This window comes from Rhodoferax potami (assembly GCF_032193765.1).
Taxonomy (GTDB): domain Bacteria; phylum Pseudomonadota; class Gammaproteobacteria; order Burkholderiales; family Burkholderiaceae_C; genus Allorhodoferax; species Allorhodoferax potami.
In genome coordinates this window covers 711,676-726,722 of the sequence record NZ_JAVBIJ010000001.1, presented here as the reverse complement: position 1 = coordinate 726,722, position 15,047 = coordinate 711,676, and the positions used below count along the sequence as shown (strand labels likewise).

Below are 15,047 nucleotides of genomic sequence, written 5' to 3'. Positions count from 1 at the left end.
AGCAAAAATTGGCGCTAGCGCCCGTGGAATATGCGCGAGTAGCTCCTAAATCAGGAGCACTTGTGAGCAAGCGTAAATCACCCGTTTGGGGGATAGGCACCCAAGCCCGCAGTCCATAAACTGCGGGCTTTCTTTTTGCCGGAAGCCCTTGCACGCATGACACACATTGCCCCCACCGCCCTTGCCCTGCTCCTGCTAAGCACCCTTGCCCAAGCCGGCGACAACATTCGCCCCGACCCCGGCATGTGGGTGGGTGTCACCAAGCTGTCAGTGGATCGCACCAACTGGCGCACCATGAGCGACAAACGTGGCTGCCTGACCAAGGAAGACGCGACCGACTGGGAAAGCAACGCACGCCGCCAGATTGCAGCGGCGCAATGCTCGGTACAGAGCCTGACCGTGAGCATGGGCAAGATCAGCGGCACCATCAGCTGCGCCACCGAAACCCAAGTGCAGATGAAAGTGGACGGCCGCTACGACAACCGCAGTTACGACATCGACCTGGTCTCCACCAGCACCATCATGATGCCGCCCGCCGCCGGCGGCCAGGCAGTCCCCGTCAAGCTTTACGGCAAGTGGACGGGGCGGATGGTGGGGGTCTGCTCTTAATGAAATTGGTCTCTAGCGCAGGTGGAATGTGCGCTAGTAGCTATTGATTTGGGAGCAAGTTGTGGGAGGCAAGGATGTCGGGTTTAGGCTGATTCCGGTCATTGAACTTTGCCGATTCCTGTCGTTGCAGACTATCAATTCGGTGCCTCGGTCTCCTCGCTCAGCATTGCAAATGCGCTGTCACTGCTGCTTACCGAACTTCAGCGAGGAGTCGAACGGACCGACTATCTGACACATAGCTCATGATTGCCTTTTGAACTGGCAGTAGTAGTTCCTTCTGCTGGTAGCCCACAAAGCCCGAATAGCTAAGTGGGTCGAACGCCAGTTCACGCCCGATTGAAAACGGTGGCGTGGGCATTAACCTTGGGTAGCCCATGTGAGCAAGATGCTCTTCGCTTAGAGACCAAGCTACGTCTTCAACTCCGGTTGGCCAAGAGTCGGTTATGACGATGTCGATTTCTGTCGGAAAAGAAGCTACAAAAAGTACGTTCGCCGTAGGCTCATGGAATTGAGCGTCGCAGACGTGGATCACAGTGAAGCCAAGTACCCCTGCAAGTTCGTGCCAAGAACGTAAAACATTGGTCGGCGGACCCCAGAGGCATACTCGTGCCCCCTCCAGAGGTCGCAACTTTGTTTCAACATAGTACGCATCGGTTAGCACCTCGCAAGGGTGCGCTTCACTTGACATCGCATTGATCAAAGGCCGCCGTGTCGAGGCAGCGAACTCCGCTAGGCGTGCGTGATTAGACTCGCGGATCACGTACATCTCATAGAACGGATCAAGGTATCCGGTGAGGTCACATGTACGCTCACCCGTTTTTAGCAGGTTTGGAAGCTCAGTAAACGTGAGGCCAAGATCACGAAAAGCCTGAATGAACGTTGTCCGGGTGCGAATGCCGTTGCCTTCGAAAGACCACGCGACAGTGCCAGTCATTTGCATTTCTGGATTGGCGACAAGTTCCCAAATTGCGCGCACATCTGCGCAACTGAGGTCTGAAATGCGGAGGAGTTTCATTTAGAAGTCAACCGAAAAAGCAATAGGTAGGCACTGGTCACTATAGCCTGTCAGGCCTTACTCTTGTCTGACCGCTTTCGCTGCAAAGCAGCCGGCCTTCCCGGCTACTTCCCTCATCACTCCACCCGCGTAATCCGGTTTGGCTTGAAACCCAAGTCCGCCGCTTTGCCCTTGCGCCCACGGGCTGCGCGGGCGTTGTTGAGGCTGCGGATTTCAAGGGTTTCGTCGCGCTCTTTTCCGCCGCGGCCTATGCCGTCGATGCGGATGCTGCGTGTGTAGGCGGCAGCGCCGGCCAGGGTGTCTTTGTCTTCCAGGTCGATCAGCATCAAGCCGCGACCACCGTTGGTCATGGTCTTGAGTTCGGTGATCTCAAAGGTCAGGATGCGCCCGCCGGTGGACGCGCAGGCCACGTGGGTAGCAGGCGCAACCACCGTCGCGGGGGTGCCCGCCACGGTGACCTTGCCTTGCGCACCCGACACCACAGACGGCGCACACAGGGTCTCGCCCTCGCCCACGCCCACAAAGGCCTTGCCGGCCTTTTGGCGGGAGGTCATGTTCTCGACGCTGGCAATAAAGCCGTAGCCGCCGCTGCCAGACAGCAGCAACTGTGCGCTGGCCGGGCCGGCGAAGTAATACAAAATTTGTGTGCCGCTTTCCAGCTCCAGCAGCGTGGTGACCGGCTGGCCATCGCCCCGCCCGCCGGGCAGCGCTGACACTGGCACGGTGTAGATGCGACCGTTGGAGCCGAACACCAGCAGCGTATCCACCGTGCGGCACTCGAAGGTGCCGTACAGGCCGTCACCCGCCTTAAAGGCGAAGGTAGACGCCTCGTGCCCATGGCCGGTGCGGGCGCGCACCCAGCCTTTTTCAGACACCACCACCGTTACCGGCTCGTCCACTACCTTCACCTCAGCCACAGCCTTTTTCTCGGCCTGGATGAGCGTGCGGCGCGCGTCGGCAAACACTTTGGCGTCCGCCTCAATCTCTTTGATCATCAGGCGTCGCAGCGCAGCGGGGCTACCCAGAATTTCTTCCAGCTTGCCTTGCTCGGTGCGGAGCTCGGAGAGCTCTTGCTCGATCTTGATGGCCTCCAGCCGCGCCAATTGGCGCAGGCGGATTTCAAGAATGTCTTCAGCCTGGCGGTCGCTCAAGTTGAAGCGGGCAATCAGCGCGGCCTTGGGCTCGTCGCTGTTGCGGATGATGGCAATCACCTCATCGATGTTGAGCAACACCGTCTGACGACCCTCAAGGATGTGGATGCGGTCCAGCACCTTGCCCAAGCGGTGGCGGCTGCGCTTTTCAATCGTGGTCTGGCGGAAGCTGATCCACTCGTTGAGCATTTGGCGCAGTGACTTTTGAACCGGCTTGCCATCCAGCCCCACCATGGTGAGGTTGATAGGCGACGAGGTTTCCAGGCTGGTGTGGGCCAGCAGTGCGGTGATCAGCTCCTGCTGCTCGACTGTGCGACTCTTGGGCTCGAACACCAGGCGCACCATCGCATCTTTGTTGGATTCATCGCGCACCACATCCAACACGCTCAAGATGCTGGCCTTGAGCTGGGTTTGGTCTTGGCTCAGGGCTTTTTTGCCGGCCTTGACCTTGGGGTTAGTGAGTTCTTCAATCTCTTCCAACACACGCTGGCTGCTCACACCGGGCGGCAGCTCGGTGACCACCAGCTGCCATTGGCCGCGGGCCAGGTCTTCAATCTTCCAGCGGGCGCGCACCTTGAGGCTGCCGCGGCCGCTGCGGTAGGCATCGGCAATGTCGCTGGCGCTGCTGATGATCTGGCCACCACCGGGGAAATCCGGGCCGGGGATCAGGGTGAACAGCTCATCGTCGGAGAGCTTGTCGTTCTTGATGAGCGCGACGCATGCGTCGGCCACTTCGCGCAGGTTGTGGCTTGGGATTTCGGTGGCCAGGCCCACGGCAATGCCGCTAGCGCCATTGAGCAGGCTGAACGGCAGGCGCGCAGGCAGCTGGCGGGGCTCTTCGGTCGAGCCGTCGTAGTTGGGCTGAAAGTCCACTGTGCCCTGGTCGATTTCGTCGAGCAGCAGCGTGGTGATTTTGGCCAAACGGGCTTCGGTGTAGCGCATGGCAGCGGCACCGTCGCCGTCCCGGGAGCCGAAGTTGCCTTGGCCATCTACCAGCGGGTAGCGCTGCGAAAAGTCTTGCGCCATGCGCACCAAGGCGTCGTAGGCCGACTGGTCGCCGTGCGGGTGAAAGCGGCCCAGCACATCACCCACCACACGGGCGCTCTTGACCGGTTTGGCACCGGCATTGCCGTTGGCACCGCCAAAGCCCAGGCCCATGCGGCCCATGCTGTACAAAATGCGGCGCTGCACCGGCTTGAGGCCATCGCACACGTCGGGCAAAGCGCGGCCCTTGACGACCGAGAGCGCGTACTCGAGGTAAGCGCGCTGGGCGTAAGTGGCGAGGTTCAGTTCGCCATCTTCACCGGGAGGCACGGGGCCTGCCGGTTCAAGGGGTTCGGGGATCAAATCGAGCGTGGTTTGGTCAGTCATGTTTCTTCAGTTCAGTCCACTGCAATCCGGGATTCTTCAAGGGCCGCGGGCAAGGCCGGGGTCATCATGTTGCCGCGCCCGACGGCGCCACCGGGCATGGTGCCGGGCGTCAGCACATAGGCGGTGCGGGAGCCCGACAGAACATAGCCGTCGCCATAGGGGTTGAGCACCGGCTTACCGCCCGCCGCTTGCGGCGTGGGCGCTTTGGCGGGGGCCGGGGGCTTGAGCGCGGCGTAGAGCTCCGTCACGGTGGCGACGTAGTTCTGGGTTTCTTTGTAATTGGGCACTTTGTTGCCGGCACGCTGGACCGCGCCCTCCCCTGCGTTGTACGAGGCGAGGGCCAAATCGGTGCGGCCGGGGAACATGTCGAGCAACAGGCGCAAATAGCGCGCCCCGATGCCGACGTTGATTTTGGGGTCGGCCAGCTTGGCCTCCACCGACATCCAGCGGTCGCTATCCACCCCGAAGCGGCGCGCCGTATCCGGCATTACCTGCATGAGCCCGATAGCGCCTTTGGGTGACACCGCAGTGGGCTCAAAGCCGGACTCAGTGGTGACCAGCGCCTTGAGCAGCTCGTAGTCCAGCCGGTACTTGCGCGCGGCCTCTTGCAGCAAGGGCTGGGCTTTGCGGTAGCGCGGGGAGTTGTCAAAAAAAGCCGCCAACTTGGGCGACAGCTCGGGCGAAACCTCGGGTGTCTGGGGTACTGCCGCCTGCGGTGCGGTGGCGTCGGCCCCTGCCTTCAGGCCACGGATAGAGGCACGGAAAAACAGGGTGTAGCGCTCGTCTGTTTGCTCGGCTGAAAAGTGCGACTGCCCCTGCGGGTCTACATAGACCCACACGTCGGCTTTGGCATCAAAAGCGGCTGTAGCGCACATAAATAATGCGCAAGCAGCTACATTTTTCATAGCAAAACGGGACACAGCGGCACGCAAATGCATCAGACGTCGATCTCTACCGAGTCGCCATGCAGCTCCATCAGCTCGCGGCGGGAGGCCGCTTCGCCTTTACCCATGAGCTTGGTGATCAGCGACTCGGTGTCACCGAAATTGACAGCGCCCAGCATCACCGGCAACAGGCGGCGTGTGTCGGGGTTGAGCGTGGTGTCCCACAGCTGCTCGGCATTCATTTCGCCCAAGCCTTTGAAGCGGCTGATGGACCAAGCGCCTTCACGCACACCCTCTTTGCGCAGCTTGTCGAGGATGGCAGTGAGTTCGCCTTCATCCAGCGCGTAGGCCTTGCTGGCGGGCTTTTTGCCGCGGGCCGGCGCATCCACCCGGAACAGCGGGGGGCGAGCCACATACACATGGCCGGTCTCGATCAGCTTGGGGAAATGGCGGAAAAACAGCGTGAGCAGCAGCACCTGGATGTGCGAGCCGTCCACGTCCGCATCGCTCAAGATGCAAACCTTGCCGTAACGCAGGCCGCTCAGGTCTGGCGTGTCGTTGGGGCCGTGCGGGTCTACGCCGATGGCGACCGAAATGTCGTGGATTTCGGTGTTGGCAAACAGGCGATCGCGGTCCACCTCCCAGGTGTTGAGCACTTTGCCGCGCAGGGGCAGGATGGCCTGGTTTTCTTTGTCGCGTCCCATCTTGGCGCTGCCGCCGGCGGAGTCGCCCTCGACCAGAAACACTTCGTTATAGGCAATGTCGCGGCTCTCGCAGTCGGTGAGTTTGCCGGGCAGCACGGCCACGCCGCTGCTCTTGCGCTTTTCGACCTTCTGGCCGGCCTTCTGGCGGGTTTGGGCGGCTTTGATAGCCAGCTCTGCCAGCTTTTTGCCGTAATCCACATGCTGGTTCAGCCACAGCTCTAACGCGGGGCGTACGAAGCTGCTCACCAGGCGCACCGCGTCACGCGAGTTGAGCCGCTCCTTGATCTGGCCTTGGAACTGCGGGTCCAGCACCTTGGCGCTCAGCACATAGCTGGCGCGGGCAAACACGTCTTCGGGCATGAGCTTCACGCCCTTGGGCAGCAGGCTGTGGAATTCGATAAAGCTTTTGACGGCCTGGAACAAACCATCGCGCAAGCCGCTCTCGTGGGTGCCGCCTGCGCTGGTGGGGATCAGGTTCACATAGCTCTCGCGCACTGGGGCGCCGTCTTCGGTAAACGCCACACACCAGCTCGCGCCCTCGCCTTCGGCAAAGGTGTCGTTGTTGCCATCGGCAAAGCCTTCACCGTCAAACATGGGGATGACGGGGTCGGCGCTCAGGGTCTGGCCCAAGTAGTCTTTCAGGCCGCCCTTGTAGAGCCAGTTCTGGCTTTCCTTGGTTTTTTCGTTCACCAGCGTGACGCTCACGCCGGGCATCAACACCGCTTTGCTGCGCAACAGGTGGGTCAGCTCGCCCATGGGCAGAACGGCGGATTCAAAGTACTTGGCGTCGGGCCACACGCGCACGCTGGTGCCCTGCTTGCGGTCGCCTTCGCCGGCCTTGCGCACCTGCAGGGCCTCGGTCACGTCGCCACCTTCAAACACCAGGTGAGCGACGGAGCCTTCACGGTAGCTGGTGGCCTCCAGGCGCTTGCCCAGCGCATTGGTCACCGACACACCCACGCCGTGCAAGCCACCGGAGAAGCTGTAAGCGCCGCCCTTTCCCTTGTCGAACTTGCCGCCCGCGTGCAGGCGGGTGAACACCAGCTCGATCACCGGCGCTTTTTCTTCGGGGTGCATGCCGAACGGAATACCGCGGCCATCGTCTTCCACGCTAACGGAGCCGTCGGCGTGCAGGGTGACTTTGATTTTTTTGCCGTGGCCGGCCAAGGCTTCGTCCGCAGCGTTGTCCAGCACTTCCTGGATGATGTGCAGCGGGTTATCGGTGCGGGTGTACATGCCCGGGCGCTGTTTGACGGGCTCCAGGCCCTTGAGCACGCGGATCGACGATTCGGAATATTCGGGGGTGGGTTTGACAGCCATAGCGGCGGATTGTAGGGGAACTGCGGCAATCCACTGTATATGCATACATGCAAATACCCATCACCAACCCTGACGCCGCCCCAACCACTGTCCCGCCCGCTGTAAACCTTGGGCTCGAAACTGGCTACATTTGCAGGATGAGTTCGACCTCCCAACCTCTCTCGATCACCCAGGTGCTGGTGTGTGGCGCCACCATCGTGACCCTGTCCATGGGGATACGCCACGGTTTCGGCCTTTGGCTCCAGCCGATTACCCAAGCCCAGGGATGGACGCGCGAAACCTTTGCCTTTGCGATCGCAATTCAAAACCTGGTCTGGGGCGTCAGCGGAATATTTGCGGGCATGGCTGCTGACCGGTTCGGGGCGTTTCGCGTCATCATCATCGGGGCCTTGTTGTATGCGTTGGGCCTGTGTGGCATGGCGCTGACCACGACGCCGCTGACCTTCACCCTGGCAACAGGGGCATTGATCGGCATGGCGCAGGCGGGCACCACCTATGCGGTGATCTACGGCGTGATTGGCCGCAACGTGCCTGCGGAAAAGCGCTCTTGGGCGATGGGCGTGGCAGCAGCAGCAGGGTCATTCGGGCAGTTTTTGATGGTGCCCACCGAAGGCTTTTTGATCAGCCACCTCGGTTGGCAAGAGGCCCTGCTGGCATTGGCTGCGGCCACTCTGCTGATGATCCCACTGGCCCGTGGACTGCGTGAGCCAGCGTTTGGCGGCGCGGCAGCCCCGGCTCGCCAGCAAAGCATAGGGCAGGCGCTGCGCGAGGCCTTCAAGTACCCCAGCTTTCAGTTGCTGATGGCAGGTTACTTTGTGTGCGGCTTTCAGGTGGTGTTTATCGGCGTGCACATGCCGAGTTACCTGAAAGACCAAGGGCTTTCGCCCCAAGTGGCCAGCTACGCCTTGGCCTTGATTGGCCTCTTTAACGTGTTCGGCACCTACGCAGCGGGCGTGCTGGGCCAGAAGATGCCCAAGAAGTACATCCTGGCGTTCATTTACTTTGCGCGGGCAATAGCCATCAGCGTGTTTTTGCTGGTGCCTTTGTCTCCCATGAGCGTGTATGTGTTCTCTGCGGTCATGGGGGTACTGTGGCTGTCGACCATTCCCCCCACGAATGCCACCATTGCCCAGATTTTTGGTGTGGCCCACCTGTCCATGCTGGGCGGATTCGTGTTCTTCAGCCACCAGATCGGCTCTTTTCTGGGTGTGTGGCTGGGCGGCTATCTGTATGACAAAACGGGTAGCTACGACATCGTTTGGTATATCGCAATTGGACTGGGCGTGTTCGCCGCACTGGTGAATTTGCCGGTGCGCGAGGCGCCGATTGGACGCACACCCCAAACCGCGTGAGAACAGCCGCCATGCTCAAAAAAACTGCGATCACACTGGCCCTGTGCCTGCTGCTGACCGCCGTTTTCTCCATGTACACCCAACCTGAATTCATGATGCAGATGGCCAATCAGGTGTGGGCTTGCTTTTGATCCGCTTTTTACATGACCAGCAACACCACCGTCACCATCATCACCGGCGCGTCTGAGGGCATAGGCGCCGAACTCGCGCGGCAGCTGGCCACACGTTATGGCACAGGACTGCGCCTGGTGCTGGCCGCCCGCAAGCGCGAGGCGCTGGACGCGGTGGCAGACATTTGCCGCGCCAAGGGCAGCCAGGTTTTGGTGGTGCCGACCGATGTGTCCGTGGAAGCCCAATGCCGCGCCCTGATTCAGACCACTATTGACGCCTTCGGGCGGATTGACACCCTGGTCAACAACGCCGGCGTCTCTGCCCAAGCGCTGTTTCAGGACGTGGATGCCCAAGACCTGCATTGGTACGAGGACCTGATGCGCGTCAACCTGTGGGGCAGTGTGTGGTGCACCCATGCAGCGTTGCCGCACATCAAGCAAGCCCAAGGTCGCATCGTGGCGGTGTCGTCGCTGGCAGGCCTGATTGGTGTGCCCGGACGCACGGCCTACAGCGCCTCCAAGTTTGCGATGACCGGATTTTTTGAGGCGCTGCGTGCCGAGCTCAAGCCGTCAGGCGTGAGTGTGACCACCGCCTTCCCCGGCGTGGTGTTGACCGACATCCGCGCGCACGGCCTGAACGCCAAGGGCGAGGTCGCTGGCTCCAGCGGCCTCAAGGAAGACAAGGCCATGACCGTCTCCGAGTGCGCCTACCTGATTGCTACCGGCATGCAAAAACGCCAGCGCGAAGTAGTGATGACCGCCCAAGGCAAGCTCGGGCGCTTTCTCAAACTCTTGTTGCCGGGCGTTGTGGAGAACATGGCAATGGCGGCGCTCAAAGATGAAGTGAAGCCCAAGTGATGCACACACCGCACCGGCAGTTGTCTGCACCGTCACCCTGGATTCAGCGCTGGAGCCACCTCATCAGCCCGGGGGCCTCCGTTTTGGACGTGGCTTGCGGCAGTGGGCGCCACCTTCATTGGTTTGCCGGGCGCGGCTGCAAGGTGACCGGCGTCGACCAGGATATTGAAAGCGCACAGCCGTTACTGCCAAATGCCAGACTCATACAAGCCGACATCGAAAACGGGCCATGGCCTTTGGTGAACGAGGCCAACGCCGAGCCTGAGTTGTTTGACGCGATTGTGGTGACCCACTACCTTTGGCGGCCACTCATGGACACGCTATTGGCCAGTCTGGCGCCGGGCGGCGTCCTGCTCTATGAAACTTTTGCCGCAGGCAACGAGACCGTGGGGCGCCCTGCCCGGCCTGATTTTTTGCTGCAAAACGGTGAATTGCTGCAGATTTGTAGCGTTTTGCACATCGTGGCCTATGAAAACGGTTTTTTAGAACAACCCGACCGTTTCGTTCAGCGTATTGCGGCCACACGTATCTTTACCCCAAGTGCACGCAACGGCGCTCCGGCGCGCTATGCACTCTAGTTAAAATGTTTGTTTACAGATTCAACACTCGACATGAACGCTTCTAAAGGTCCAATCCGGGGCAGCATCGTAGCCCTTATCACTCCGATGCTTGACGACGGCTCCGTGGATTACCCCGCGCTGCGCAAACTCATCGATTGGCATATCGCCGAAGGCACCGATTGCATTGGCGTCGTGGGTACCACCGGTGAGTCCCCCACCGTCAGTGTTGAAGAACATTGCGAAATCATCCGCGTGTCGGTCGAGCAATCTGCCGGGCGCGTGCCGATCATGGCCGGATGTGGTGGCAACTCCACCCGTGAGGCGATTGCCTTGGCCCGCTTTGCCAAGCAAGTCGGCGCCGACTGCCAATTGCAAGTCGTGCCCTACTACAACAAGCCAACCCAAGAAGGCCAGTTCCAGCACTTCAAGGCCATTGCAGAAGCTACTGGCGACCTGCCTATCGTGCTCTACAACGTGCCCGGTCGCTCGGTGGCTGATATGGCACACGACACCGTGTTGCGCCTGACACAGGTGCCCGGAATCGTGGGTATCAAAGAGGCAACCGGCAACATTGAGCGCGCCCAATGGCTCATCAAAGATGCACCGAAAGAGTTTTCGATATACAGCGGCGACGACCCGACTGCGGTAGCACTGATGTTGTGTGGCGGCCACGGTAACGTGAGCGTGACTGCCAACGTGGCACCGCGTCTGATGCATGAGCTGTGCAAGGCAGCTATTGCCGGAGATGTAGCGCGCGCCATGGAAATCCAGATGAAACTTTTGCCCGTCCACAAGACTCTATTCATCGAATCCAACCCGATTCCTGTGAAGTGGGCGGTTTCGCGCATGGGGCTGAGCAAGCCTGCCCTGCGCTTGCCTTTGACACCGCTGACAGAAGCCAGCCAACCCGCCCTTGAAAAGGCCATGCAAACCGCTGGTCTGATCTAAGCGCGCTGCCATTTTGAGGATTTTTGTGAATTCCATTTCTAAAGTTATTTTGCTCAGCGCGACGATTGGCTTGGGAGCCTGCACCGCGCTGGAAACAGACAAAGTGGACTACCGCTCTGCAGCAAAAGCCCCTCGCTTGGACGTTCCGCCCGATCTCACCCAGTTGAACAAAGACACCCCCTACACCGTGGTGGGTGGCGCAGTCTCTGCGAACGCCACCAAGACAACCCAGGCGGTGACGGAAAAATCCGACGTAGCGGCATTGGCGGTGGGTGACGTAAGAATCGAGCGCGCAGGCAACCAGCGTTGGCTGGTGGTAAACCGCCCGGCTGAAAAGCTTTGGGAGCCGGTGAAAGACTTCTGGCAAGAAAACGGTTTCTTGTTGGCGCTCGACCAAGACAAACTGGGCATCATGGAAACCGATTGGGCGGAAAACCGCGCCAAGCTTCCACAAGACTTCCTGCGCGCCTCCTTAGGCAGGTTGCTGGACTCGTTCTATTCGACCCCTGAGCGAGACAAGTTCCGCACCCGCTTGGAGCGGGATAGCAATGGGAATACCGAGATTTTCATCAGCCACCGGGGCATGGTGGAGGTCTATACGGCAGACCGTTCCAACGAAACCGTGTGGCAACCGCGAGCAGCAGATCCTGAGCTTGAAGCTGAATTTTTGCGTCGCTTGATGGTCAAGCTGGGAGTGTCGCAAGAGCAATCCAAGGCACTGGTGGCCAATAGCGTTACCAAACAAGTGGCCACCGTTACCAGCCTGAATGGACAGCCGGTTGTTCAACTGGACGAGGGCTTTGACCGGGCATGGCGCCGCACGGGACTCGCCTTGGACAGAACCGGCTTCACGGTGGAAGATCGTGACCGCAAACAAGGTGTTTACTTTGTTCGCTACCAAGAACTGACCTCCGACAAGGCCGAGCCCGGCTTTTTCAGCAAGATGTTCAGTGGCACCAAAGCCAACGTCGCGCTCAAATACCAAATTGCGGTGCGCAGCGCAGGTGAGAAATCAACGATCAGCGTGCTGGATGCCAATGGCAACCCCGAGACCACCGCAGTTGCTCAAAAAATTGTGAAAGTCATCGCTGACGACATCAAATAAGCGGAGTCGCATCGCCACGAGGCGATGTACCGGCAAAAAAAAACCACCGAAAGGTGGTTTTTTTTCGTCTGCAAGCAGATTATTGCTTGGCTGGCTCGGAAGCAGCAGCTGCAGGAGCAGTGGCTTCGGAAGCAGCAGCTGCAGGAGCAGCAGCTTCAGGAGCGGATGCAGCAGCAGCAGGAGCTTCAACAGCAGCGGGAGCAGCAGCAGGAGCTTCTTCTTTCTTACCGCAAGCAGCCAGAGCAGCAGCAGCGATCAATGCTGCCAAAACGAGAGACTTGTTCATTTTTAAAGACTTCAGTGAGTTAACGAAACAATTTCCGGAAATTGTCTGGATAGCGAACCACCCAGCCCTGACGTAAAGCATTCGGTCTCTTTCCATCAGAGCTTGAAATTATACAAGACCCAAAACAGTGCATACGGGTAAACCCTCTTGAACCTTAAAGTCCCAAAACGGAGGCCGGAAAACCGGGGGAGCTTTGACGGAAACACTCGTCTACCGATTCTTTCAAATTCAGTTTCGAGCGGGCCTCACGAGACCACACACCGACCGAACGCTCGGCATCCCGGCGGTGCAAGAACCATGCGGGCCCCAACAATGCACTGGGCATTTCAGAGTCGTCAAGATGCTTAACCACCCTGCAATCCAAAAGGTGACCCCAAGTCACGCGCCACTGAACAAAGCGGGGGTGCAGCAGCGTGACCTGGTTGTAACGCTTCGCAATCATGGTCAGCCGTCGCCCGGGCTTGACCCATCGCTGGAGAGATTCGATAACCGCTTTTTCGCGCAACGGCCAATCCGCAAAATCAACATCGACCCATACCATCTGGCTCCAGCCTTCCAGGCCAGCAAGGTCGATGCCTTGCCGGACGGCCTCTGCGAACTCAGAGGGGCCTAGAAACGCCCCCTCACCTGACCATGATGCCTCATCGGTCGACATGCAACCATCCGGCATCGCACCAGTCCTGCACCAGGCTGATAGCCCCCTCACTCAAACGACGTACTTCTTTCGCGTCCAACTGGCGCATATCGGCCAACTGCCGCATCAATTGCGCGTCGCGACCTGCGGCATTAAAACTTTCACCATTGATAAAAACATGATGCGCGTCGTAGAGCATACGGGTGCGGCGATCCAAGCGGATGGCACCCGCGACGTCTTGGCCCTCGCCATCGAACCATACGTTGGCCTTCGGTTCACTCAAATATTCGCCCAGTGCACGGGCGATGGCTTTAGGGTCCTTCAGCGCTGACTGCACTGCAGCCTGAGCGAACTCCAGCATGGCGGATGGCAACTCAGCGTGTGCTTCAACGGCCGCTTGTTTGGGGTCGGTGTAAAGGGTTGCCGGCAAGTCATCCATCGCTTGCTCAGCAATGCGTTGCAAAACCTCTTGCGCCAACTCTGCCTGAGAAGGAGAACGGAAGCCGATCGAATAGGTCATGCATTCCCCCTCTGCAACACCATCGTGGGCGTATCTGGGCGGGAGGTACAACATATCGCCGGGTTCGAGCACGAATTCTTCTTCCGGCTCGAAATTGGCTAGGATTTTGAGCGGCATGTCAGGCACCAACGACAAGTCTTTCTGCCGCCCTATGCGCCAACGACGACGACCATGCGCCTGCAACAGAAAAACGTCATAGCTATCAAAATGGGGGCCCACGCCGCCTTGGTCTGTGGCGTAGCTGATCATCAAATCGTCAAGGCGCGCATCCGGCACAAAACGGAACTGATTAATCAAGCCATGCACCCGCTCATCATGCGAATCTACCCCCTGCACTAGCAAGGTCCAACCCGCTTGCTTGAGCGGCGGCAGGGACTTGCGGGCAAAAGGCCCGTGCTTGAATTTCCATGCATCCCCATTGCCGGGGGCCCCCTGCACCACCAAACGCGACTCCACGTCTTCTTGCGCGGCCAGCTCCAATAGCTCGATGCGCTCCAGTAAGGGAGAAAATCCGGGAATGGCTTGACGGATCACCAGCGGCTTCTTTTGCCAGTAGCGCTGCATGAAGGTTTCCGGGCTGATGCCGCCGAGCAGCTGGAGTGGAGTTTCAATGTTCATGGGAGAATTCTGCCTTATGGAAATCACCACACAATGCGTCGTTGCCCTCACATGGACGCTGAAAGACACACTGGGCGAAGAACTGGACGTTTTGGACGAGCCGGTTGAGTTTTTATTGGGCGGCAACGACTTGTTGCCCCCCATCGAAGCTGCGCTGCAAGGCCACGTAGCCGGAGATAAAGTGCAATTGCAAATTGAGCCGGAAGAGGCTTTCGGCGATTTCAATGACCAGCTGATTTTCTTGGAGCCGCGCGGCCTGTTTCCCGCAGAGTTGCAAGAAGGCCTGACCATGGAGGGTTATGCATTACCCGCAGGCTGTAACCCGGACGCCCCCAAGGACGCGCTCTACACCATCACAGATATTTACCCGGAACACGTGGTGCTGGATGGCAACCACCCGCTGGCGGGCATCGCCATCCGTATTCAACTCAAAGTAGAGTCAGTCCGGGAAGCCACTGAAGACGAAATCGGCTCTGGTACCTTGGGTACCGGGTTCTTCCGGGTCCAGCCTTTGCACGAGCAAGCCCCCGGAAGCGATCACCTGCACTAAGCCGATCAGGCCTTTCCGGTGGAGCCGTAGCCGCCCTCCCCGCGCTGTGACGCGGGGAATTCGGTCACCACATTGAACTGGGCTTGCACCACCGGCACGATCATCAACTGCGCAATGCGCTCCATCGGCTCGATGGTGAACGGCACTTCGCTGCGGTTCCAAGCGCTCACCATGAGTTGGCCTTGGTAATCGCTGTCAATCAAACCCACCAGATTGCCCAGCACGATGCCGTGTTTGTGCCCCAGCCCGGAGCGGGGCAGAATCAACGCCGCGTACGCAGGGTCTTCGAGATAAATTGCCATGCCGGTAGGTACCAGTTGCCATGCATTGGGAGCCAGGGTTAGCGGGGCGTCCAGGCAAGCGCGCAAATCCAAGCCAGCACTGCCCGGGGTGGCATAGGTCGGCAAATTGTTTTGCAAGCGAGGATCGATGATCTTGACGTCGATTTTCAT

15 protein-coding genes are annotated in these 15,047 nt (G+C 59.4%); 7 read left to right on the top strand and 8 right to left on the bottom strand.

Features of this window, described 5'->3' with window-relative positions; translation table 11 throughout:
• The first annotated feature begins 156 nt into the window (after nt 1-156).
• A complete protein-coding gene (locus RAE21_RS03510; RefSeq protein WP_313880165.1) occupies nt 157-609 on the top strand; it encodes a DUF3617 domain-containing protein in 453 nt (150 codons plus the stop codon).
• 190 nt (nt 610-799) lie between these two features.
• On the opposite strand, the gene RAE21_RS03505 is transcribed toward RAE21_RS03510, so the two are convergent.
• The 4 genes from RAE21_RS03505 to RAE21_RS03490 form a co-directional block, all read right to left on the bottom strand.
• On the bottom strand, nt 800-1,624 hold the full coding sequence (locus RAE21_RS03505) for an ornithine carbamoyltransferase (protein WP_313880164.1): 825 nt from the start codon (nt 1,622-1,624) through the stop codon (nt 800-802).
• A 116-nt stretch (nt 1,625-1,740) separates the two neighbouring features.
• Nucleotides 1,741-4,146 (bottom strand): DNA topoisomerase IV subunit A, encoded by a 2,406-nt coding sequence (parC, locus tag RAE21_RS03500; RefSeq protein ID WP_313880163.1) that lies wholly within the window; start codon nt 4,144-4,146, stop codon nt 1,741-1,743.
• A gap of 11 nt (nt 4,147-4,157) precedes the next feature.
• On the bottom strand, nt 4,158-5,021 hold the full coding sequence (locus tag RAE21_RS03495) for a lytic transglycosylase domain-containing protein (protein WP_313880162.1): 864 nt from the start codon (nt 5,019-5,021) through the stop codon (nt 4,158-4,160).
• A 62-nt stretch (nt 5,022-5,083) separates the two neighbouring features.
• A complete protein-coding gene (locus RAE21_RS03490) occupies nt 5,084-7,054 on the bottom strand; it encodes a DNA topoisomerase IV subunit B (protein ID WP_313880161.1) in 1,971 nt (656 codons plus the stop codon).
• Nucleotides 7,055-7,191: 137 nt separating this feature from the next.
• Here RAE21_RS03490 and RAE21_RS03485 point away from each other — a divergent pair, with 137 nt between their 5' ends.
• From RAE21_RS03485 to bamC, 5 genes are all read left to right on the top strand, one after another.
• Nucleotides 7,192-8,406, top strand: a complete 1,215-nt coding sequence (locus RAE21_RS03485; RefSeq protein ID WP_313880160.1) for an MFS transporter — start codon at nt 7,192-7,194, stop codon at nt 8,404-8,406.
• A 143-nt stretch (nt 8,407-8,549) separates the two neighbouring features.
• Nucleotides 8,550-9,374, top strand: coding sequence for an SDR family oxidoreductase (locus tag RAE21_RS03480; RefSeq protein WP_313880159.1), 825 nt, complete (start codon nt 8,550-8,552; stop codon nt 9,372-9,374).
• Complete coding sequence (locus RAE21_RS03475) at nt 9,374-9,952, top strand: class I SAM-dependent methyltransferase (RefSeq protein WP_313880158.1); 579 nt, start codon at nt 9,374-9,376, stop codon at nt 9,950-9,952. Before RAE21_RS03480 ends, RAE21_RS03475 begins: the two co-directional genes overlap by 1 nt.
• 33 nt (nt 9,953-9,985) lie before the next feature.
• Nucleotides 9,986-10,882, top strand: coding sequence for a 4-hydroxy-tetrahydrodipicolinate synthase (gene dapA / locus RAE21_RS03470; protein ID WP_313880157.1), 897 nt, complete (start codon nt 9,986-9,988; stop codon nt 10,880-10,882).
• 25 nt (nt 10,883-10,907) lie between these two features.
• On the top strand, nt 10,908-11,987 hold the full coding sequence (gene bamC, locus RAE21_RS03465) for an NlpB/DapX family lipoprotein (RefSeq protein ID WP_313880156.1): 1,080 nt from the start codon (nt 10,908-10,910) through the stop codon (nt 11,985-11,987).
• Nucleotides 11,988-12,066: 79 nt separating this feature from the next.
• Here bamC and RAE21_RS03460 read toward each other — a convergent pair whose 3' ends face one another.
• From RAE21_RS03460 to RAE21_RS03450, 3 genes are all read right to left on the bottom strand, one after another.
• Nucleotides 12,067-12,273, bottom strand: a complete 207-nt coding sequence (locus RAE21_RS03460) for a hypothetical protein (RefSeq protein ID WP_313880155.1) — start codon at nt 12,271-12,273, stop codon at nt 12,067-12,069.
• A 154-nt stretch (nt 12,274-12,427) separates the two neighbouring features.
• On the bottom strand, nt 12,428-12,928 hold the full coding sequence (locus tag RAE21_RS03455) for a hypothetical protein (protein WP_313880154.1): 501 nt from the start codon (nt 12,926-12,928) through the stop codon (nt 12,428-12,430).
• Nucleotides 12,915-14,045, bottom strand: a complete 1,131-nt coding sequence (locus RAE21_RS03450; protein WP_313880153.1) for a JmjC domain-containing protein — start codon at nt 14,043-14,045, stop codon at nt 12,915-12,917. The genes RAE21_RS03455 and RAE21_RS03450 overlap by 14 nt, the downstream gene beginning before the upstream one ends.
• A 16-nt stretch (nt 14,046-14,061) precedes the next feature.
• On the opposite strand from RAE21_RS03450, the gene RAE21_RS03445 reads away from it, so the two are divergent.
• Nucleotides 14,062-14,595 (top strand): FKBP-type peptidyl-prolyl cis-trans isomerase, encoded by a 534-nt coding sequence (locus RAE21_RS03445; RefSeq protein WP_313880152.1) that lies wholly within the window; start codon nt 14,062-14,064, stop codon nt 14,593-14,595.
• 5 nt (nt 14,596-14,600) lie between these two features.
• Here RAE21_RS03445 and dut read toward each other — a convergent pair whose 3' ends face one another.
• Nucleotides 14,601-15,047 (bottom strand): dUTP diphosphatase, encoded by a 447-nt coding sequence (gene dut, locus RAE21_RS03440; RefSeq protein ID WP_313873531.1) that lies wholly within the window; start codon nt 15,045-15,047, stop codon nt 14,601-14,603.

Excerpts from the sequence above, each read along its gene's own strand:
- RAE21_RS03485 (WP_313880160.1), top strand. The coding sequence starts at position 7,192 with ATGAGTTCGACCTCCCAACCTCTCTCGATCACCCAGGTGCTGGTGTGT.
- RAE21_RS03445 (WP_313880152.1), top strand. The coding sequence starts at position 14,062 with ATGGAAATCACCACACAATGCGTCGTTGCCCTCACATGGACGCTGAAA.
- dapA (WP_313880157.1), top strand. The coding sequence starts at position 9,986 with ATGAACGCTTCTAAAGGTCCAATCCGGGGCAGCATCGTAGCCCTTATC.
- dut (WP_313873531.1), bottom strand. The coding sequence starts at position 15,047 with ATGAAAATCGACGTCAAGATCATCGATCCTCGCTTGCAAAACAATTTG.
- RAE21_RS03460 (WP_313880155.1), bottom strand. The coding sequence starts at position 12,273 with ATGAACAAGTCTCTCGTTTTGGCAGCATTGATCGCTGCTGCTGCTCTG.
- RAE21_RS03490 (WP_313880161.1), bottom strand. The coding sequence starts at position 7,054 with ATGGCTGTCAAACCCACCCCCGAATATTCCGAATCGTCGATCCGCGTG.
- RAE21_RS03510 (WP_313880165.1), top strand. The coding sequence starts at position 157 with ATGACACACATTGCCCCCACCGCCCTTGCCCTGCTCCTGCTAAGCACC.
- RAE21_RS03455 (WP_313880154.1), bottom strand. The coding sequence starts at position 12,928 with ATGTCGACCGATGAGGCATCATGGTCAGGTGAGGGGGCGTTTCTAGGC.
- RAE21_RS03450 (WP_313880153.1), bottom strand. The coding sequence starts at position 14,045 with ATGAACATTGAAACTCCACTCCAGCTGCTCGGCGGCATCAGCCCGGAA.
- parC (WP_313880163.1), bottom strand. The coding sequence starts at position 4,146 with ATGACTGACCAAACCACGCTCGATTTGATCCCCGAACCCCTTGAACCG.
- RAE21_RS03475 (WP_313880158.1), top strand. The coding sequence starts at position 9,374 with ATGCACACACCGCACCGGCAGTTGTCTGCACCGTCACCCTGGATTCAG.
- RAE21_RS03505 (WP_313880164.1), bottom strand. The coding sequence starts at position 1,624 with ATGAAACTCCTCCGCATTTCAGACCTCAGTTGCGCAGATGTGCGCGCA.
- RAE21_RS03480 (WP_313880159.1), top strand. The coding sequence starts at position 8,550 with ATGACCAGCAACACCACCGTCACCATCATCACCGGCGCGTCTGAGGGC.
- RAE21_RS03495 (WP_313880162.1), bottom strand. The coding sequence starts at position 5,021 with ATGTGCGCTACAGCCGCTTTTGATGCCAAAGCCGACGTGTGGGTCTAT.